An 18,213-nucleotide genomic window follows, 5' to 3' on the forward strand; every position below is an offset into this window, starting at 1 on the left:
AAAATGAATACTGACTTCTTTATGTAGCAAATCTATAGGATTAAGCAAACTTACTTAGTCACATTTTGCCAGCCAGTCGCGGATTTCGAGCAGCGCCCGATGAAAATTCTGATACACCGGCGCCGATTTTATGCGGAATAAGGTGCCGGACAACGATGAAGACGCGATAAGCGCCGCCTCTTCCTTCGGACTAAAGGGATCGTTATCCCAAAAGCCGGACAGCATCGGCGTTGGGCAGCGCCTGCCCAGCAGTCCCTGGGTCTTGAGCGAGTAACGGCTCAGCTCGATTTTCAGCGCCGCATCCGAGGCATGGGCCATGCCCATGCGGCTGGCCAGCACGTCCATATACATATCCGGCGCCTGATCCTGGCGCGCCGGATCGGTAAGCAGCGCGTGCACCACCGGTCCGAGGCAGGCGACGCCGCGCAGGCGCCGGGACTCCAGATACGCCAGCCGGACGGCGATATTGGCGCCGAAACGAAACCCGAAAGCCATGACGCGCCTGGGGTCGACCCACGGAATATCCGCCAGGCCTTTTAACACCTGCTGGTGGAGAAAGCTGGAATCCTGGTTCAGGGTCCATTTCGACGAAAAACCGATGGACGGCATATCAATGGTCAACATTGCCAGGCCCGCCGGGGCAAAATAGTCATGGAACAGGCGGTAGGTGTCGTTTTGCAGCATATCCAGGCCACCGCACACCAGTACGGTGGGAAACGGGCCTTTTCCCTGCGCCGGCAAATGCAAAAATCCCGTCACGCTGCCGCCGCCGGCAACGGGGAAGGTCAGCGCTTTCAGCTCATAGCTGAGCCGGGAGGCGGCTTCCTCCCAGGCGCGGTTGGCCAGGGTTTGCGCCTGTTCCGCCAACAGGTCGCCGCACAAATGGGGATACGCGGCCACGCTGTAGAAATTGGCCGCCTGCAGCCAATGCCGCCCGGCAAGCGCGGCATCCGGCTCATCCATGCCGCGCTGTTGCCACGCCATGCCCTGATGGGACCACTCATAAATCCAGTTGCCGGGCCGGTAGCCGATCACGGTATCCAGCAGGCGATCGTCGGTCCTTTCGCTTTTGCTGGCGGCGATACGGGCCAGCACCTCTTCAATCTCCCAGGGATCGATACCGCGCCAAATCCACAGCAGGCGGTTGATCATGCGATACCAATTACCGGGGTTGGTGCCCTCGAGGGCGGCGAGGATGGCGGCTTGCCTGCCGATATGGCGCGGCCGGGTGACCAGTGTCGAGGTTTCCTGTTGCTTGAACGTGGGTTTAAACAGTACTTCGCTCAGATTGGTGCCGCTCATTGAGCTATTGCCTCCATCAGCCAAAATCTATGAATGAGGGGTTATATTAGCAAGATTGCTCATTGCGCGACAAATAAACCAACGCCCGGCATGGTGCCGGGCGTGCGGTCGGGAATCATCCCCGGATTAACGGCCGTGAAGCCAACCCGGGGCGAGGGTGCGACGGACTATTTCCCCGCTGTTTATTTACCGACTAACGGGGGAATAAACACCACGCCCATATCCCATGGCTGTTCGATCCAGGTGTCCTGAGGAATATCGACCATATAGTCATCCACCAGCGGCCGGCCGGCGGGCTTAGCGAAAATCGTCACGAAATGGGCTTTGGGGTACATATCGCGGATGGCTTTGGCGGTGCCGCCGGTATCCACCAGGTCGTCAATGACGATAAAGCCTTCGCCGTCGCCCTCGGCGCGTTTAAGCACCTTGAGTTCGCGCTGGTTGTTATGGTCATAGCTGGAGATGCAAACGGTGTCCACGTGGCGGATATTCAGCTCGCGCGCCAGCAGCGATCCCGGGACCAGGCCGCCGCGGCTGACCGCGATAATGCCCTTCCACTGTTCTGCGGGGAGTAGCCGTTGGGCCAGTTTCCGCGCCTGAATTTGCAACATGTCCCAGGTTACGACGTATTTTTCGCTCATAAATGCTGTCCCAGCCGGATTGGGTCGGCTTAAAAGTACAGGGAAAAAAGGTTGCGCGAGATTATAAAGACGCCACCGCCGAAATACCAGCGCTACCTCCCTTTTTAACCGCGGTTTCCCACCCGGGCAAAGTAAAGTGGTATTCTTTATTTCTCTTTGGTAACCATCCGACCGTCTGCGGGCTGTTTATTAATGACCAGACCGGGTCTTACGTTGTAACAGGAGTTTTTATCGTGTCTGAACTGACTCAACTTTCACCTCAGCCGTTATGGCAGATATTCGCCAAGATCTGCTCGATTCCCCATCCCTCTTATCATGAAGAAGCGCTGGCTACCCATATCCTGCGCTGGGCGCAGGAAAAAGGCTTGCATGGGGAGCGCGACGCGGTCGGCAATGTCCTGCTGCGCAAGCCCGCCACGCCGGGGTATGAGAAACGCCAGCCGGTGGTGCTGCAGGCGCATCTGGATATGGTGCCGCAGAAAAACAGCGATACCATCCATGATTTTACCACCGATCCCATCCAGCCTTATGTCGACGGCGACTGGGTCAAGGCGCGCGGCACCACGCTCGGCGCCGATAACGGTATCGGCATGGCCTCCGCGCTGGCGGTGCTGGCCGACGACAGTGTGCAGCACGGCCCGCTGGAAGTGTTGCTGACCATGACCGAGGAAACCGGCATGGCGGGCGCCTTTGGTTTACAGCCGGGCTGGCTGCAGGCCGAGATCCTGATCAATACCGATTCCGAGGAAGAAGGCGAAATCTATATGGGCTGCGCCGGCGGGGTTGATTTTAAAACCGTCCTGCCCCTTGAGCGCGAGGCGGTGCCGGCCGGCTACCAGATCCTCAAGCTGACCGTTAAAGGACTGAAAGGCGGCCATTCCGGCGGCGATATCCACCTGGGACTGGGCAACGCCAATAAACTGCTGGCCCGTTTCCTGTCCCGGCACGCGCAAAAGCTGGATATCCGCCTGCTGGATCTTAACGGCGGCACGCTGCGTAACGCCATTCCGCGCGAGGCCTTTGCCACCCTCGCCCTGCCGCAGGAAAACGCCGAGAGCCTGAACGCCCTGGCGCAGGAATACCTTGCGGTCATCAAGGCCGAACTGGCGGCGGTTGAAAAGAAACTGGCGATTGAGATTGAGCCGGCGACGTCGGACGCGCAGGCGCTGACCAAAGCCTGCGGCGATCGGTTTATCGCCCTGCTTAACGCCACGCCCAACGGCGTGATCCGCATGAGCGACGACGTCAAAGGCGTGGTGGAAACCTCGCTGAACGTCGGCGTGGTCTCGATGGCGACGGATCAAGCGATGATTCGCTGCCTGATCCGCTCGCTTATCGACAGCGGCAAGGAAGAGGTGGTGGGCACGCTCACCGCCCTGGGCCAGTTGGCCGGCGCCGAAACAGCCGCCAAGGGCAGCTACCCGGGCTGGAAACCGGACGCCAATTCGCCGGTGATGCATCTGGTGCGCGAGACCTACCAGAAGCTGTTTAACAAAACCCCCAATATCCAGGTGATCCACGCCGGTCTTGAATGCGGTCTGTTTAAAAAACCCTATCCGCGCATGGATATGGTGTCCATCGGGCCGACCATTACAGGACCGCACTCCCCGGATGAACAGGTGCATATTAAAAGCGTCGGCCAATACTGGATATTGCTTACCGCGCTGCTGAAAGCCATTCCTGAAAAGCACTAAAGCGTAACGCCCCCGCGCCTCAGGAAAGAGGCCGGTGGCGCAAATCGTCTTCCCAATTAAGCATGAGCTGACGCTCGATTTGCGGATCCAATAACGTCACATGCAGCCCCACCAGCCGCACGCCGCGATCGCCGCGCCGCTGCTCCCAGGCCTGCCGCGCAATATGCAGCAAATCCTCTTTGTTCAGCTTCGGCCAGACATGCTCCTGGGTGGTCTGCTGGAAATCGGCGAACTTCAGCTTAATGCCCTGCCGGGCGATATGCAGATCCGGCCTGACCCGGCCAAGGCGTCGCTCCAGTTCCGGATAAAGCTGTTCGATAATGGCCTCGCACTCCACCCAGGCGACGATATCTTCCGCCAGCGTGCGCTCGACGCCGACGGATTTGCGCAGGCGATCGGACGAGACCTCCCGTTCGTCGATACCCTGTGAACGCTCCCAGATCACCCGGCCGAATTTACCAAACTGCCGCAGCAGCGTCGCCAGGTCACAGCGTTGTACATCCAGGCAGGTCGTTAAGCCCATGTCGGCGAGTTTTTTGGCGGTGACTTTACCCACGCCGGGTATTTTGCCTAACGGCAACTGCGCCAGAAAAGCCGGCACGTCCCCGGGAGTAATCACATACTGTCCGTTGGGCTTATTCAGGTCCGAAGCAATCTTGGCTAAGAATTTTACCGGCGCCACGCCCGCCGAGGCGGTAAGGTTCAGCTCGTCGGCAATCTGGCGGCGGATGGCCTGGGCCATCAGCGTAGCCGACCCGCTGTGATGATGGCTGTCCGTCACATCCAGGAAAGCTTCGTCCAGCGACAGCGGTTCAATCAGCGGCGTATACTGGCTGAATATATGCCGGATATGTTCCGAGGCTTCTTTGTAGGCCGCCATGCGCCCGGGCAGCAGTTTTAAATGCGGGCAGAGTTTCAGCGCCATGGCGGTCGACATGGCGCTATGCACGCCGAATACCCGGGCCGGATAATTAGCGGTGCTGATGACCCCGCGCCGGTCCGCCCGGCCGCCGATGGCGATGGGGATATCGCGTAAAGTCGGATCGTCGCGCATTTCCACCGCCGCGAAGAAGCAATCCATATCGACATGTATGATTTTACGCATTTATCCCCCTTAACTGTACAAGTATACAGTAAGGCGACGAATTTATACAAAACGTATCTTGATAAATATACAGGCAGTGATATCTTGTCGCTGTTTTAGTTGTTTTACTTGCCGTTTTTTAAAGGGTCCGCCGACAACGCCCCGTTGCCCGGCATCTTTATTATTTTGACTACGCAGGAATGATAATGGGCAAAATCGCGCTGTTGTTTGCGATATTGTTTTGTATACCGGCCATGACGTCCGTCAGTTATGCCAGTGAGCAGGCGCAGACGCAGGTATCGAAAGAATTAAAAGCACAACTATTAGGCTCACCGGTTTTTATTCAGATCTTCAAAGAAGAACGAACGCTTGAACTGTATGCCAAAATGGGTAATGAATACCGCATGCTGGGCAGCTACCGCATTTGTAATTTCTCCGGCGGCCTGGGTCCGAAACGCCGGGAAGGGGATTTTAAAAGCCCGGAAGGGTTTTATTCAATTACCAACCGTAACCTAAATCCGAACAGTCATTATTATCGGGCGATAAATATCGGTTTTCCCAACGCCTACGATCAATCGCAAGGCTATTCCGGCGCGATGCTAATGATCCATGGCGACTGCCGTTCTATTGGCTGTTATGCCATGACCGATGGATATATCGCCGAAATTTATCATTATGTGGAAGCCGCGTTGCAAAACGGACAGGCCCAGGTCAATATCCATATTTTCCCGTTCCGGATGACCGAGGCAAACCTGCAGCGCCACCGTTTTTCGACGTATTATCCTTTCTGGCGTTCACTTGAACCGGGTTATGCCTATTTTGCCCGCTACCACCAGCCGCCGGCGGTGGCGGTCGTCAACGGTCAATACACCATCAACGCGCCGCTGCAGTTAAACAGCGGCACCCCGGTGATTTCACAGTTCGCGCTCTCCGAAACGAAATAATACGCTCTCCCCTGGCGCAATCTTGTGCCAGGTTTCATTCCCCGTCAGCGGCTGCGTGGCGATAACGGTGACCACGTCGTTTGGCGTGGTCTGCTGCTGGAAATCGATCTCCACATCCTGGTCAAGCAATGTCGCCTTGCCAAACGGCGCCCGCCGGGTGATCCAATACAGATTGGTGGAACAATACCCCATCACAAAACGGCCGTCCGACAGCAACATATTGAAGATGCCCTTTTGCCGCAGCTCGCCGGCAAGCACCGCAATATAGCGAAATACCGCCGGCCAGTTAGCCGGGGTGCGCGGATAGCGCGCCGCCAGCCGGGCCAGCAGCCAGCAAAAGGCATATTCGCTGTCGGTTTTCCCCACCGGGCGATAACAGCCGGTATCCAACTGGCGAAACCCCCGCAGCTGGCCGTTATGGGCGAAGGTCCAGTTGCGTCCCCACAGCTCGCGGGTAAACGGATGGGTATTTTCCAACGACACCTTACCGCGGTTGGCCTGGCGGATATGCGACACCACCGCGCAGGATTTAATCGGATAATCCTGCACCAGCCGGGCGATAGGCGAATTGAAACTCGGCAACGGATCCTTGAAGGTCCGGCAGCCCATGCCCTCGTAAAAGGTGATACCCCAGCCATCCTTGTGCGGCCCCGTACGGCCGCCGCGTTGTACTAACCCGGTAAAGCTGAAGCAAATGTCCGTCGGTACATTGGCACTCATCCCGAGCAGTTCGCACATGACCCGTCTCCTATGCCAGGGCGTCTGAACGCCGTAATTACGCGCCCGCCGCCATCTCTTTTTCAATCAGTTGGATCAGGATATGGATCGCCTTGATATGGATTTCCTGAATACGATCGGCATAACCGAAATGCGGCACACGGATTTCCACGTCGGCGGTGCCGGCCATCTTGCCGCCGTCCTTGCCGGTGAGCACGATGACTTTCATGCCTTTGGCGCGGGCCGCCGCCACGGCGCGGATGATATTGGCCGAATTGCCGGACGTGGAGATGCCCAGCAGGACATCGCCTTTATTACCCAGCGCTTCCACGTAACGTGAAAAGACAAAGTCGTAGCCAAAATCATTGCTGACGCAGGACAGGTGGCTGGGATCGGAAATGGCGATGGCCGGATACGCCGGGCGGTTATCGCGATAACGGCCGGTCAGTTCCTCGGCGAAATGCATGGCGTCGCAATGGGAACCGCCGTTGCCGCAGGAGAGCACCTTGCCGCCGGCTTTAAAAGAATCGGCAATCATGATGGCGGCGTCTTCTATCGACTGCAGATGGCGATCGTCGCTGAGAAATTTGGCAAGCGTTGCCGCCGCTTCGTTAAGTTCACTACGAATCAAGTCCTGATACATGGTTCCCTCGGTATAGGCTGGCTAATTTAATCGTTATCCCAGCCATCAGTTTACCGGATCGGCTAAACCACGAGAAGCGAAGTTAATCCCGTGCCCTTGCGTTACCACATGGAATTTGCAGTTTAGAGCCAGGATGGAATGGTGATGCCGCAAAAAGCAACGGCGGCGGAGACGCCGACCGGCGGGCCTGGCGCCGGCCGGTGGGGTTGCATTCACGCCATGACCGTTACTTCACCAGGGCCTCGGTGGAAATGCTGATAGCCACGGCGTCGCTGACCATAGGCACATATTTGTCCATGGCAAAATCAGAGCGCTTGATGGTGGTGGTGGCATTAAACCCGACCGCTTGTTTTTTCGCCATCGGATGCTCGCCTTTTTTGTTCAGCACCGCGTCCAGGATCACCGGTTTGGTGATATTTTTAATTTTCAGTTCACCGTAAACTTTATATTTATTGCCGCCCTCGCTGACGATTTTTGTGCTGCGGAACGTGGCCAGGGGGTAAGCGGCCAGATCGAAATAGTCCTTACCCTTGAAATCGTCCGTCAGCGCCTTGACGTGGGTATCCACCGTGGCAACCGGAATAGATACATCCACCGTCGAACGGGCGATGTCGGCATCATCGAGATGAATATTACCGGTAACGTTTGAAAAATCAGCGGTCGGATTGGAAAAGCCAAAATGGTTCCAGGAGAACACCACTGAGGTGTGCGCGGGATCCATGGCATAGGTCTGGGTCGCCGCCTGGGCAAAACCGGAAAGCAGCCCAAAGCCGATAACCAGGGGTGCTGCGATTCTTTTTGCGTTAATCATCTGTCTCTCATTCCGTTGCGGTTCAAAGAAGCAATTATAGTGGCCTTTTTAAGCACCGCATGCTGCCGAAAAAATTTGTCCTATTAATTCAGTCGTTTTGACCGACTGAAATGTCATCGGGCCAAAAACAGAAGAGTGAGAGTATGTTATCGCTTTTGCGCCGTTTAGGTGCTGCGATATAAAACTCGCCCAACGGCGGATTTAGCCGTTTAACCATCTAAACGTCCCGATTGTTAATTATGCTGAGCGTGTTATATTGAGGTAAAAACCGGCTTTTAAGAGTGGTAATTAGCCATGAGCAGCATCTACGTTCCGCAAAGCAAACTCCCCGCCTTGGGCACCACTATTTTCACCCAGATGAGCGCGCTGGCGCAGCAGCACCAGGCCATCAACCTCTCGCAGGGGTTTCCGGATTTTGACGGCCCGGAACATCTTAAGGCGCGGCTGGCGTACCATGTGGCCCAAGGGTCTAATCAATATGCGCCGATGACCGGCGTGCCTGCGCTGCGTGCGGCGATTGCCGATAAAACCGAACAACTGTACGGCTGGCGGCCAGACCAGGATCAGGAGGTTACGGTCACCGCCGGGGCCACGGAAGCCCTGTTCGCCGCCATCAGCGCCCTGGTGCGCGCCGGTGATGAAGTGATCTGCTTTGATCCCAGCTATGACAGCTACGCCCCGGCGGTCACCCTGGCCGGCGGCGTGACCCGGCACATTGCGCTTACGCCGCCGTCGTTTCGCGTCGACTGGGCGGCGTTTGGCGCGCAGCTTAACGATCGCACCCGCCTGGTGATCCTGAATACGCCGCATAATCCCTCCGCCACTGTATGGCGGGACGACGATTTCACCGCGCTTTGGCAGGCCATCGCCGGGCGGGAAATCTATGTGCTCAGCGACGAGGTGTATGAACATATCTGTTTTGCCGCCGGCGGCCATGCCAGCGTGCTGACGCACCCCGAGCTGCGCCAGCGCGCCATTGCCGTCTCGTCATTCGGTAAAACCTACCATATGACCGGCTGGAAGGTGGGTTATTGCGTGGCTCCGGCGGCGCTCAGCGCCGAAGTACGTAAGATTCATCAGTACCTGACCTTTGCCGTCAATACCCCGGCGCAGCTGGCGCTGGCCGATATGCTGCGCGACGAGCCGCAACATTGGCGACAGTTGCCCGCGTTTTACCGCGACCGGCGCGATCACCTGGTGCAGGCGCTGGCGCCGAGCCGGCTGGAGTTGTTGCCCTGCGAGGGCACCTATTTCCTGCTGGCCGACTATAGCGCGGTCTCGGATATGGATGATGTGGCGTTCTGCCGGTGGCTCACCGTGAACGTCGGCGTTGCCGCCATTCCCTTGTCGGTGTTCTGCGCCGAACCCTTTGCCCACAAACTGATCCGGCTGTGTTTTGCCAAACAGGATGCCACCCTTGATGCCGCCGCGGAGCGTTTATGTCAACTTTGAATATCAGCCTGTTGCAACAGCCTCTGGCCTGGATGGACGGCGAGGCTAACCTGGCTCATTTCGACGGCCTGCTGGCCGAAGCCCAGGGACGCGATCTGATTATCCTGCCGGAAATGTTCACCACCGGCTTCGCCATGGAAGCGGCCGGCCGCGCGCTGCCGCAGGGCCGGGTGGTGGCGTGGCTGCAACAATGGGCCGACGCCACCGGCGCCATGATCGGCGGCAGCGCGGCCATCGGCACGCCGGAGGGCGCGGTGAACCGCTTTTTGCTGGTGGAACCGCAGGGTCGGGTTCATCTTTATGATAAACGCCATCTGTTTCGCATGGCGGATGAGCATCATCACTACCAGGCCGGGCAAAAGCGGGTGGTGGTGGACTGGCGCGGCTGGCGCATCCTGCCGCAGGTTTGTTATGACCTGCGCTTTCCGGCATGGTCGCGCAACCGCCAGGATTACGATCTGGCGCTGTATGTCGCCAACTGGCCGGCGCCGCGCGCGTCTCACTGGCAAACCCTGCTGGCGGCCCGCGCCATCGAGAACCAGGCCTATGTCGCGGGCTGCAACCGCGTCGGCACCGACGGCAACGGTCATCAGTACAGCGGCGACAGCATGATTATTGACCCGGCGGGTAACGTGCTGGCCCAGGGCGGGCCGGGGCGGGCCGAGCGCCTGGATGCCACTCTATCCCTCGCCAGCCTGCGCGAGTATCGCGCGGCGTTTCCCGCCTGGCTCGACGCCGATAGCTTTACGCTTGATGCGCCCGCGCCCGGTGCCGCCGGCCTGGCTTAACTGCCCTGGTAGGTGGACCAGCCGTAGGGATTGATCAGCAGGGGTAAATGCAGATGGTCCTGCTCTTCGCGCACAAAAAAATCGATTATTGCCGAGCCGTATAAGGCGCTAATGCCCTGTTGGGCAAACCAGGCGCCGAATGCCGCGCTAAGCCGGTAATGTCCCGGCGGTATGCCGTCGGGCGTTAGCGTGGTGAGCCGGCCGTCGCTGTCGGTTAATCCCCGCGCGATCGCCTCCCATGTGAAATACTTTTCCCTTTCCAGCTTCACCTTCACCTGTACCGCCGGCGTGCCCCGTGAGGTATCCAGGATATGGGTGGTAATCTTGCAACCGGTCATCAACATTCCTCCAGCTCCTTGCGCAAACGTAGCAGGGCGATTTCCCTTAACTGCAGCGCGGTTTCGCGCGTTTCCTCTTCGGGGCTATTATCCAGGCGGCGGCGCAGGTTCGCCAGGATTTCATGACCGCTGCGCCCGGCGGCGCGGATCAGGAACACCTGCCCGAAGCGTTGTTCGTAGCGCCGGTTGCCCTCCCGCAAATCGGCGGCCAGACGCGCGTCGGCAGGATCGACCCCCGCCTGCTCGCGCAGGGAATGTCCGGCGCCGGCACTATCGCCGCCGGGGCGTTCACCGATACGGGGATGATGCGCCTGGGCAAGGTCCACCTGTTCCGCGCGCCAGGCCAGCGCCAGCTCACCGGCAAACGCCAGCAGCTGATCCACGCAGGTAAACGGCCTGGCCGCCACGATTTTCCCGGCCCAGGCGGGGATAGCCGCGCAGGCGAGCAGGAGCTCCGCCGCCGCCGACTGCGGGGCCTGATTAAATTCATCAAGCGTCATAGGCCGTCTCCTCTGCCGGTTGTCAGTCCCACGCTGGGCCGCGACCCTGTATCGACGCGGAACAATAAAGAGATGATCGCCGTCCGGCACAGCCCGCCGCTTCGCAGGCCGGCGCACCGCGCCGGGGCGGATGAGCGGCATAAAGAATGCGCCTGAACCGTAACGCTTGCCTGGATGGCGATAACTACTGCAACTGCCTTATGCAACTGCCCTGTGCAACTGCCGTGCCATGGTGCGGCCACGGTGGATTGCCGGCATTTGCGCGCCATAGCCTGCATAATGCGCCGGGCACGATGCGCGAAATATAAAGGGGTGGCGACGCAACGGCATTCTCTCCGGCAGGCAACGCACCATTACAGCGCAACATCACTCACCCGCGCACCAAAAAACCTCATTCACCGGCGCACCATTGGCGTGCGTCTGCGCCCGCCCGGGCCGTGCCCCGCCGTTATATTGGAACGTCTCTTGCTTAATCCAGCATTGAGTAAAGATAATGATACCGGCGGACCCCGGCAATGTTACTCTAGCCGCTACCCCTGGGCACCGGAGCAGCGCGGCATTGTCAACGTGACCATAGCAAGAGTAAACGCAGCATGAAAAGTGAATATATCGATCGTCCGGCCATCCTGGCGGAAGTTAACGCCGCCTTTTACCAATATGAACAAGCGCTGATCACGAATGATGTCGCCACGCTCGACGAGCTGTTCTGGCACGATCCCCGCACCGTCAGGTACGGCGCCGGTGAAAACCTTTACGGTATCGAGGCCATCCAGGCTTTCCGGGCGGCGCGGTCGCCGGCGGGCCTGGATCGGGTGTTGCAAAATACGGCCATCACCACCTTTGGCGATGATTTGGCGGTGGCCTGCACCGAATTTACCCGCTCTGGCAACGATAAGATCGGTCGTCAAACCCAGACCTGGGTCAAACTGGCCTGCGGCTGGCGCATTGTCGCCGCGCATATCAGCCAGATGAGCTGAAACGGCCCTCCCCGCGCTTGGCCGGTCGAGAGCGCGCGGGAGGGATTTCAGGCCGGTTTATCTTCCGGCGCGGCATGCCCGGCCGCGAAAGGATGATGGGTTATCCAGTGATCGGCGATGTCCTGCCGGCGGCAAATCCAGACCCGCTCATGCTGCTGCACATAATCCAGGAAACGCTGCAGGGCGCGGAAACGTCCTGGCCGCCCGAGTATCCGGCAATGCATCCCCACCGACATCATTTTCGGCGACGTTTCCCCTTCCGCGTACAACACGTCAAAGCTGTCTTTAAGATAAGTGAAAAATTGCTCGCCGCTGTTAAATCCCTGCGGCGTGTTAAACCGCATATCGTTCGCCTCGAGGGTATAAGGGATGATCAGATGCGGTTTTACCGAGCCGTCCGTACAGGCCACCTGAGTCCAAAAGGGCAAGTCGTCGCCATAATAATCGCTGTCGTAGAGAATGCCGCCATGTTCCACCACCAGCCTGCGGGTATTGGGACTATCGCGACCGGTATACCAGCCCAGCGGCGTCTTGCCGAACAGTTCGGTTAACGTGTCTATCGCCTGCTGCATATGCTGGCGCTCGGTTTTGGCGTCCATCCCCTGATAATGCAGCCAGCGCCAGCCATGGCTGACCACATCGTAACCCGCGCCTTTGATGGCCTCGACCACCGCGGGATTACGCGCCAACGCCATAGCTACGCCGAACACGGTCAGCGGCAACCCGCGCCGTTCAAACTCCTGCTGGATGCGCCAGAAACCGGCACGGGATCCGTACTCATATAAAGATTCCATGGACATATGGCGCTCGGGGTAGCTTGCCGCGCCGATAATATCCGACAGAAACTGCTCGGATCCCGTATCGCCATGCAATACGCTGTTTTCGGAACCTTCTTCGTAATTCAGCACGAACTGCACTGCTATGCGGGCCTGTTCCGGCCAGGCGGCGTGAGGAGGCTTGCCGGCATAACCGATCAGGTCGCGCGGATAGTTTTTATTAAACGAAAAACTTTTTTTGTCGGTCGCTTCACTCATGATCAGTTCCTTTTAAAGATCCGGTGTCTAAGTTTAGTCTGCAAAAAGGCGCGGATAGTTCTCTCACCAGCAGAAATACCACCGCCTGCCCACCCGCCATCCGCTACGGCACTGCCGGTATACCCTCCGGGGAACGTGCTCTTGCATGGCGTGGGGTCATACCCTACTATTGCTGCATTCGCGGCCATGGATAATCGGATGGCCGGATATTCTTCAATTTTGCCGTGGAGTGAACGTTATGCCGCTGGTTCGTATCGATATCAAGAAAAATCCCGACCCGACCTATATTGGCCGGGTGGGTAAAGTCGTTTATCAGGCGATGAAAAGCGCCATCAATGTGCCCGAACATGATAATTTCCAGATTCTCGGCGAGCACGACGGCGATCATTTTATTTATGATGCCGGTTACCTCGGCATTAACCGTACGGATAAGCTGGTCATCATCCAGATTACCCTGAATGAGGGCCGCAGCATCGAGCAGAAAAAATCGCTCTACAAAACCATTGCCGGTGGACTGCGCGAGGCGCTGGGCGTATCGCCCGAGGATGTGTTTATTAATCTTATCGAAGTAAAGAAAGAGAATTGGTCGTTTGGCAACGGCATTGCCCAATACGCAGGCTGACGGGCGCCTGGACTATTATCGTGACATCGCGCGGCGCCTGAAACACGCCGCGCTATCGCAAAAGAGGTTAACCAGAAACACGCCGCGCGCTCGCCAAGGGTGTTAAAAAACAACATGGGCCGCAGCGTAAACGCAGCAGCCCATTGGGAATTAGTTGGCGGTGTGGACGGGACTCGAACCCGCGACCCCCGGCGTGACAGGCCGGTATTCTAACCGACTGAACTACCACACCGCACATGTGCTTTGTCGGGAAAGCGAGGCGAATAGTACGGTCAGCGCCGGTCGCCGTCAATGCTTTTCACCCGGCAATATGTTGTTTGGCGATTATTTGGACATAACGTTGTTTATTCAGCCGGAATAGGGGATATCAGTGTGTTTGCTCTTCGCTTTCCGGTCGCCACAAACAGCTGCCGCCCTTTTTCTTCACCAGGTCGAGCCGTGATTCATGGGCTGCCATTTCTTCCTCGCTGGCATAAATAACCTTTAGCTGCGACTGCGCGCGCACCACCCGCTGAATATTCTCGCCGCCGTCAGCGTTGCGTCGCCCGCTCTCCCCTTCCATGGAAAAACGCATCGACGTCTGCCCACCGGTCATGGCCAGGTACACTTCCGCCAGGATTTCGGCGTCAAGCAAGGCGCCGTGCAGGGTACGCTTGGTATTATCGATCAAATAACGATCGCAAAGCGCATCCAGGCTGTTGCGTTTGCCCGGGAAGAGTTTACGCGCCAGGAACAGGCTATCGGTGACTTTACAGAAGGTATCGGTTTTGCCAATGCCGCGGTTAAGCTTGCCGAACTCGTAATCCATAAAGCCGATATCGAAGGGCGCGTTATGGATGACCAGCTCGCCGCCGCGGATAAACTCGATAAATTCGTCCGCCACCTGCGCAAACGTGGGTTTATCCGCCAGGAATTCATCGCTGATGCCATGGATATTATAGGCTTCCGGGTCGACCAGCCGATCCGGCTTCAGGTAAACATGGAAGTGCCTGCCGGTAAGCCGACGGTTGATGACCTCGACCGCGCCGATCTCGATGATCTTATGACCTTCGTAATGAACCCCCAGTTTGTTCATACCGGTGGTTTCAGTATCCAGAACAATCTGGCGCGTAATTCCAGTGCCCGTTGCGTTCATTTATGTCAGACTTGGTTTTTTTAACATGAAGGTAGTCTACCAGAGATGCAGAAACAGGTAGAAATTTTCACCGATGGATCTTGTCTGGGCAATCCCGGCCCGGGCGGATACGGTGCCATACTGCGCTATAAGCAGCATGAAAAAATATTCAGCGCCGGTTACCGGCTTACCACCAACAACCGCATGGAACTCATGGCGGCCATTGTCGCGCTGGAGGCGCTTAAAGACCCCTGCGAAGTGGTTATCAGCACCGATAGCCAGTATGTACGCCAGGGCATTACCCAATGGATTCATAACTGGAAAAAGCGCGGCTGGAAAACTGCCGAAAAGAAACCGGTCAAAAATGTTGATCTGTGGCAGCGGCTGGATTTAGCTATCCAAACCCATGTCCTGCGCTGGGATTGGGTAAAGGGCCATGCCGGCCATCCGGAAAACGAACGCTGCGACGAGCTTGCCCGCAGCGCGGCGTGCAATCCGGCGTTCGACGATATCGGTTACCAGCCGGAAAAATAGCGGGCGCATCAGTTGCTCCGGCTGGCGGCGCCTACCGTGCGCCGGAGCGACGCCTTGAGGGTTTTGCTTTTCAGGGGATTGAGCGTGAGCGGGAAGGTACGTTTGCGCGCGACAATCATGCTCAGGCATCCAATAGCGGGCAGATGCTCGCTCAACAGACGCCCGCCCCGGCGACGCCACGGCAGCACCTGGAAACGCGAACGGTGCATCACTTCAAAATTCAGCACGCTAAGCCAGTCCAGTAACCGCATCTGGGTATACATCCGGCTGCGATAGGGCTGCCGGCGCTGCACGATTGGGCAGAGTTTGCCGATGCCCAGCAGACTCACCGGGTTGAACGTGGTAATGATCAGCCAGCCGTCATCAATCAACACCCGGTCGATTTCCCGCAGCAGACGGTGCGGATCCGAGGTGTAGGACAGCGTGTGGGCCAGCAGGCAGGCGTCGGTGGATTTGTTGGCGAACGGCAATTGAAAGGGATCGGCGATGACGTCCAGGTTATCACCTTTGATGCCGACATTGACCTGATGTGAAATAGCGCATTCACTGGTATCGATGTCCCCGCTGAGCGCGCCTATTTTAATGAGATGAAAACCGAATAATTTGGGCCACCAGGGCAACAGGCTGGTCTCCAGCGCCCGACGGTAGTTAGCTCCGTATGGGAGGTCATCCCATGAGGTTGGCGCGATGATAGGCTGCGTAATTTGCGCTGGTTTCATGTTTGACTATCTTCTAAGTGCCATAAGAAAAAATGAACAGAGGTGATCAATGAATCTTATCAGTATTCCCGCGTTTGCGGATAATTACATTTGGCTTTTGCATAACGACGCCCAGGAATGCATTATCGTCGACCCCGGCGAGTCGGCGCAGGTCATCGCTGAACTGACCGCCAGGCGCCTGACGCTGAAAGCTATCTTTTTAACCCATCACCACCAGGATCATGTGGGCGGCGTGCCGGAGCTGCGCCGGCATTTCGATGTCCCGGTCTATGGACCGCAGGAGACCGCCGCCAAGGGCGCCGACCATATTGTCGGGGAAAACGATCGGGTGGAAGCGCTTAATATGTCCTTTTCCGTGCTGGCCTTGCCCGGCCACACATTAGGACATATCGGATTTTATAGCGCGCCCTATTTATTTTGTGGCGACACGGTATTTTCCGCCGGCTGCGGGCGTTTATTCGAAGGCACGCCAAAGCAAATGTATGAGTCTTTTCAAAAAGTTAAACAACTACCACCCGAGACATTGCTCTGCGCCGCGCATGAGTATACTTTAGCCAATCTGGCCTTTGCGCGGTCGATATTACCCGAAGATACAACGATCGCCGCTTATGAGCGTGAAATTAAGCAGTTACGGGCAAAAAACCAAGCCAGCCTGCCCTCAAAACTACATTTAGAGGGTAAAATTAACCTATTCTTACGTTGCCATGACATTGATTTACAAAGAAAGTTAGACCCACATCATGCACTGCACGAGGAATGGCGTATTTTTGCCTTATTACGGGAGAAGAAGGATCATTTCTGAAGGTTTAGGTTGTAATGTCTGAATGTTCAAAGTATTATTGCTTGTCTTTTAAGCAACTATTGACATACAGAATGAAGACTCATGCGATCTTAATCGCCTCGGTCTTGCTCGTGGGTTGTCAGTCGTCCAGGTCGGCCGACTCACCTCCCGAACAGCATGCACAGAGTGTTTCTTCGGCAGGTCAAGGTGAAGCAGGAAAGTACACAGACGGCCGAGCGATCTCGGCGCGATGGCTTGGAGATTCAAGCCTCGCGCAGCCTGATTTGTGGAACTTCATTAGCGACGAGCTGAAGATGCAGATACCGGAAAACGCCCGGATCCGCGAGCAAAAAAAGCGTTATTTAAGTAATAAGAGCTATCTCCACGATGTAACATTACGGGCAGAGCCGTACATGTACTGGATTGTCGAGCAGATTAAGCAACGAAAAATGCCGATGGAACTGGTACTGCTACCCATAGTGGAGAGCGCTTTTGACCCTAAGGCAACATCCGCCTCAAACGCGGCTGGCCTTTGGCAGATTGTGCCCACAACTGGCAGGAATTATGGCCTAAAGCAAAACCAATGGTATGACGGTCGTCGCGATGTCGTCGCGTCCACCACCGCTGCACTTGATATGATGCAACGTCTCAATCGCATGTTCGACGGCGATTGGTTGTTGACGATTGCTGCTTATAACAGCGGTGAAGGACGGGTCATTCAGGCGATGAAATCCAATAAAGCGAAGGGGAAACCCACCGATTTTTGGGCACTGTCATTGCCGCGCGAGACCACTATCTATGTGCCGAAAATGCTTGCGCTTAGTAATATTATTAAGAATAGCAAACAATACGGCGTTGTCCTGCCGAAAAGCAATGACGACCGCGCTTTAGCGCGCGTAGAAGTGGGTCAGCAAATAGGTTTGAGCCAGGCGGCGGAAATGTCGGGTTTGTCGTTAACGAAGCTGAAAAGCTTCAATACCGGCTACAAGCGTAACGTAACCGCGCCAAACGGCCCGCATTACATTATGTTGCCCAAAGCCCACGCCACACAGCTGAGGGATTCGCTGGCGGTAGGCGACATCGCAGCGGTGCAGCAATCCACCCAGTTGGCGGATACGGCAGTCAGCGGCGCGAAATACCAGGTACGTTCCGGAGATACCTTGTCGGGCATTGCCAAACGTCTGAATGTGAAGGCGAGCGACTTGTTGAAATGGAACAACCTGCGTACCAGCAGCAGCCTGAAAGTCGGGCAAACGTTGCAGGTGGCGGACAATAGCCTCGGCGGCAAAGCCGGACAGGCGCTGCCGGTGGCCAATAACGGCGGCAGCATCACCTACCGGGTACGTAAGGGTGATTCCTTGTCCAGCATTGCCAAACGGCACGGTGTCGATATACAGGACGTCAAGCGCTGGAACGGCGCGCTGGATAATGCCGGCACCTTGCAGCCAGGCCTGAAGCTGACGTTGTTTGTCAACGGCAAAGCCACCGACTCCTGACGGGTTACGGCACATAAAAAAA

The 18,213-nt window shown here is 56.9% G+C and carries 19 protein-coding genes, 1 tRNA gene and 1 pseudogene; 9 read left to right on the forward strand and 12 right to left on the reverse strand.

Annotated elements, in window-relative coordinates:
- Positions 1-54: 54 nt before the first annotated feature.
- The gene (frsA, locus tag ACL2XM_RS16080) at positions 55-1,302 is read right to left on the reverse strand and encodes an esterase FrsA (protein WP_413731238.1); all 1,248 of its coding nucleotides are present in this window, start codon (positions 1,300-1,302) and stop codon (positions 55-57) included.
- 182 nt (positions 1,303-1,484) lie between these two features.
- On the reverse strand, positions 1,485-1,943 hold the full coding sequence (gene gpt / locus ACL2XM_RS16085) for a xanthine phosphoribosyltransferase (RefSeq protein ID WP_162367625.1): 459 nt from the start codon (positions 1,941-1,943) through the stop codon (positions 1,485-1,487).
- Positions 1,944-2,176: 233 nt separating this feature from the next.
- Between gpt and pepD the strand changes: the two genes are divergently transcribed.
- The gene (gene pepD / locus ACL2XM_RS16090) at positions 2,177-3,637 is read left to right on the forward strand and encodes a beta-Ala-His dipeptidase (RefSeq protein WP_410016283.1); all 1,461 of its coding nucleotides are present in this window, start codon (positions 2,177-2,179) and stop codon (positions 3,635-3,637) included.
- Between the two features lie 19 nt (positions 3,638-3,656).
- On the opposite strand, the gene dinB is transcribed toward pepD, so the two are convergent.
- Complete coding sequence (gene dinB, locus ACL2XM_RS16095; protein ID WP_410016284.1) at positions 3,657-4,742, reverse strand: DNA polymerase IV; 1,086 nt, start codon at positions 4,740-4,742, stop codon at positions 3,657-3,659.
- Between the two features lie 185 nt (positions 4,743-4,927).
- Between dinB and dpaA the strand changes: the two genes are divergently transcribed.
- Positions 4,928-5,665, forward strand: a complete 738-nt coding sequence (dpaA, locus tag ACL2XM_RS16100) for a peptidoglycan meso-diaminopimelic acid protein amidase (protein WP_410016285.1) — start codon at positions 4,928-4,930, stop codon at positions 5,663-5,665.
- Here the strand turns inward: dpaA and ACL2XM_RS16105 are convergent.
- The 3 genes from ACL2XM_RS16105 to ACL2XM_RS16115 all read right to left on the reverse strand — a co-directional run bounded on the left by ACL2XM_RS16105 (position 5,636) and on the right by ACL2XM_RS16115 (position 7,836).
- The gene (locus tag ACL2XM_RS16105) at positions 5,636-6,403 is read right to left on the reverse strand and encodes a class II glutamine amidotransferase (RefSeq protein ID WP_410016286.1); all 768 of its coding nucleotides are present in this window, start codon (positions 6,401-6,403) and stop codon (positions 5,636-5,638) included. The two genes, dpaA and ACL2XM_RS16105, sit on opposite strands and share 30 nt — an antisense overlap.
- A 37-nt stretch (positions 6,404-6,440) precedes the next feature.
- Positions 6,441-7,025, reverse strand: a complete 585-nt coding sequence (lpcA, locus tag ACL2XM_RS16110; protein ID WP_413722197.1) for a D-sedoheptulose 7-phosphate isomerase — start codon at positions 7,023-7,025, stop codon at positions 6,441-6,443.
- 226 nt (positions 7,026-7,251) lie between these two features.
- Entirely contained in the window at positions 7,252-7,836 is a 585-nt protein-coding gene (locus ACL2XM_RS16115) for a YceI family protein (RefSeq protein WP_410016288.1), read from the reverse strand.
- Between the two features lie 294 nt (positions 7,837-8,130).
- On the opposite strand from ACL2XM_RS16115, the gene ACL2XM_RS16120 reads away from it, so the two are divergent.
- Both ACL2XM_RS16120 and ACL2XM_RS16125 read left to right on the forward strand, forming a co-directional pair.
- The gene (locus ACL2XM_RS16120) at positions 8,131-9,288 is read left to right on the forward strand and encodes a pyridoxal phosphate-dependent aminotransferase (protein WP_413731239.1); all 1,158 of its coding nucleotides are present in this window, start codon (positions 8,131-8,133) and stop codon (positions 9,286-9,288) included.
- Positions 9,276-10,076 carry an amidohydrolase gene (locus ACL2XM_RS16125; RefSeq protein ID WP_410016290.1) on the forward strand — a complete coding sequence of 267 codons (801 nt, stop codon included), beginning with the start codon at positions 9,276-9,278 and terminating at the stop codon, positions 10,074-10,076. Before ACL2XM_RS16120 ends, ACL2XM_RS16125 begins: the two co-directional genes overlap by 13 nt.
- On the opposite strand, the gene uraH is transcribed toward ACL2XM_RS16125, so the two are convergent.
- Complete coding sequence (uraH, locus tag ACL2XM_RS16130) at positions 10,073-10,414, reverse strand: hydroxyisourate hydrolase (RefSeq protein WP_413722194.1); 342 nt, start codon at positions 10,412-10,414, stop codon at positions 10,073-10,075. The genes ACL2XM_RS16125 and uraH overlap by 4 nt on opposite strands.
- Positions 10,414-10,914 (reverse strand): 2-oxo-4-hydroxy-4-carboxy-5-ureidoimidazoline decarboxylase, encoded by a 501-nt coding sequence (uraD, locus tag ACL2XM_RS16135; protein ID WP_413731240.1) that lies wholly within the window; start codon positions 10,912-10,914, stop codon positions 10,414-10,416. The genes uraH and uraD overlap by 1 nt, the downstream gene beginning before the upstream one ends.
- Before the next feature lie 593 nt (positions 10,915-11,507).
- Here uraD and hpxZ point away from each other — a divergent pair.
- Positions 11,508-11,891 carry an oxalurate catabolism protein HpxZ gene (gene hpxZ, locus ACL2XM_RS16140; protein WP_410016293.1) on the forward strand — a complete coding sequence of 128 codons (384 nt, stop codon included), beginning with the start codon at positions 11,508-11,510 and terminating at the stop codon, positions 11,889-11,891.
- Between the two features lie 47 nt (positions 11,892-11,938).
- Here the strand turns inward: hpxZ and puuE are convergent, their stop codons facing one another.
- On the reverse strand, positions 11,939-12,925 hold the full coding sequence (gene puuE, locus ACL2XM_RS16145) for an allantoinase PuuE (RefSeq protein WP_413731243.1): 987 nt from the start codon (positions 12,923-12,925) through the stop codon (positions 11,939-11,941).
- 238 nt (positions 12,926-13,163) lie between these two features.
- Here puuE and ACL2XM_RS16150 point away from each other — a divergent pair, with 238 nt between their 5' ends.
- Positions 13,164-13,547, forward strand: a complete 384-nt coding sequence (locus ACL2XM_RS16150) for a tautomerase family protein (RefSeq protein WP_410016295.1) — start codon at positions 13,164-13,166, stop codon at positions 13,545-13,547.
- Between the two features lie 155 nt (positions 13,548-13,702).
- Here ACL2XM_RS16150 and ACL2XM_RS16155 read toward each other — a convergent pair.
- A tRNA-Asp gene (locus tag ACL2XM_RS16155) sits at positions 13,703-13,779 on the reverse strand.
- A gap of 135 nt (positions 13,780-13,914) precedes the next feature.
- Positions 13,915-14,682, reverse strand: a complete 768-nt coding sequence (gene dnaQ / locus ACL2XM_RS16160) for a DNA polymerase III subunit epsilon (RefSeq protein WP_413727108.1) — start codon at positions 14,680-14,682, stop codon at positions 13,915-13,917.
- Between dnaQ and rnhA the strand changes: the two are divergent.
- A pseudogene (gene rnhA / locus ACL2XM_RS16165) lies at positions 14,627-15,195 on the forward strand (ribonuclease HI). The gene dnaQ and the pseudogene rnhA sit on opposite strands and share 56 nt — an antisense overlap.
- 8 nt (positions 15,196-15,203) lie before the next feature.
- Here rnhA and ACL2XM_RS16170 read toward each other — a convergent pair.
- The gene (locus ACL2XM_RS16170) at positions 15,204-15,914 is read right to left on the reverse strand and encodes a class I SAM-dependent methyltransferase (RefSeq protein ID WP_410016297.1); all 711 of its coding nucleotides are present in this window, start codon (positions 15,912-15,914) and stop codon (positions 15,204-15,206) included.
- Between the two features lie 49 nt (positions 15,915-15,963).
- Between ACL2XM_RS16170 and gloB the strand changes: the two genes are divergently transcribed.
- Positions 15,964-16,716 carry a hydroxyacylglutathione hydrolase gene (gene gloB, locus ACL2XM_RS16175; RefSeq protein ID WP_410016298.1) on the forward strand — a complete coding sequence of 251 codons (753 nt, stop codon included), beginning with the start codon at positions 15,964-15,966 and terminating at the stop codon, positions 16,714-16,716.
- A gap of 71 nt (positions 16,717-16,787) precedes the next feature.
- Positions 16,788-18,191, forward strand: coding sequence for a murein transglycosylase D (gene mltD / locus ACL2XM_RS16180; protein WP_413731244.1), 1,404 nt, complete (start codon positions 16,788-16,790; stop codon positions 18,189-18,191).
- The last annotated feature ends 22 nt before the right edge of the window (positions 18,192-18,213 follow it).

The sequence above is a fragment of the Sodalis sp. RH20 genome (assembly GCF_047324205.1).
Taxonomy (GTDB): Bacteria; Pseudomonadota; Gammaproteobacteria; order Enterobacterales; family Enterobacteriaceae; genus Acerihabitans.

What these genes read in the sequence shown, in the direction of transcription:
- dnaQ (WP_413727108.1), bottom strand. Translation starts at nt 14,682, where the DNA reads ATGAACGCAACGGGCACTGGAATTACGCGCCAGATTGTTCTGGATACT.
- uraH (WP_413722194.1), bottom strand. Translation starts at nt 10,414, where the DNA reads ATGACCGGTTGCAAGATTACCACCCATATCCTGGATACCTCACGGGGC.
- puuE (WP_413731243.1), bottom strand. Translation starts at nt 12,925, where the DNA reads ATGAGTGAAGCGACCGACAAAAAAAGTTTTTCGTTTAATAAAAACTAT.
- gpt (WP_162367625.1), bottom strand. Translation starts at nt 1,943, where the DNA reads ATGAGCGAAAAATACGTCGTAACCTGGGACATGTTGCAAATTCAGGCG.
- ACL2XM_RS16170 (WP_410016297.1), bottom strand. Translation starts at nt 15,914, where the DNA reads ATGAAACCAGCGCAAATTACGCAGCCTATCATCGCGCCAACCTCATGG.
- ACL2XM_RS16120 (WP_413731239.1), top strand. Translation starts at nt 8,131, where the DNA reads ATGAGCAGCATCTACGTTCCGCAAAGCAAACTCCCCGCCTTGGGCACC.
- uraD (WP_413731240.1), bottom strand. Translation starts at nt 10,914, where the DNA reads ATGACGCTTGATGAATTTAATCAGGCCCCGCAGTCGGCGGCGGCGGAG.
- gloB (WP_410016298.1), top strand. Translation starts at nt 15,964, where the DNA reads ATGAATCTTATCAGTATTCCCGCGTTTGCGGATAATTACATTTGGCTT.
- mltD (WP_413731244.1), top strand. Translation starts at nt 16,788, where the DNA reads ATGAAGACTCATGCGATCTTAATCGCCTCGGTCTTGCTCGTGGGTTGT.
- hpxZ (WP_410016293.1), top strand. Translation starts at nt 11,508, where the DNA reads ATGAAAAGTGAATATATCGATCGTCCGGCCATCCTGGCGGAAGTTAAC.
- dpaA (WP_410016285.1), top strand. Translation starts at nt 4,928, where the DNA reads ATGGGCAAAATCGCGCTGTTGTTTGCGATATTGTTTTGTATACCGGCC.
- ACL2XM_RS16105 (WP_410016286.1), bottom strand. Translation starts at nt 6,403, where the DNA reads ATGTGCGAACTGCTCGGGATGAGTGCCAATGTACCGACGGACATTTGC.
- ACL2XM_RS16115 (WP_410016288.1), bottom strand. Translation starts at nt 7,836, where the DNA reads ATGATTAACGCAAAAAGAATCGCAGCACCCCTGGTTATCGGCTTTGGG.
- frsA (WP_413731238.1), bottom strand. Translation starts at nt 1,302, where the DNA reads ATGAGCGGCACCAATCTGAGCGAAGTACTGTTTAAACCCACGTTCAAG.
- ACL2XM_RS16125 (WP_410016290.1), top strand. Translation starts at nt 9,276, where the DNA reads ATGTCAACTTTGAATATCAGCCTGTTGCAACAGCCTCTGGCCTGGATG.
- ACL2XM_RS16150 (WP_410016295.1), top strand. Translation starts at nt 13,164, where the DNA reads ATGCCGCTGGTTCGTATCGATATCAAGAAAAATCCCGACCCGACCTAT.
- dinB (WP_410016284.1), bottom strand. Translation starts at nt 4,742, where the DNA reads ATGCGTAAAATCATACATGTCGATATGGATTGCTTCTTCGCGGCGGTG.
- lpcA (WP_413722197.1), bottom strand. Translation starts at nt 7,025, where the DNA reads ATGTATCAGGACTTGATTCGTAGTGAACTTAACGAAGCGGCGGCAACG.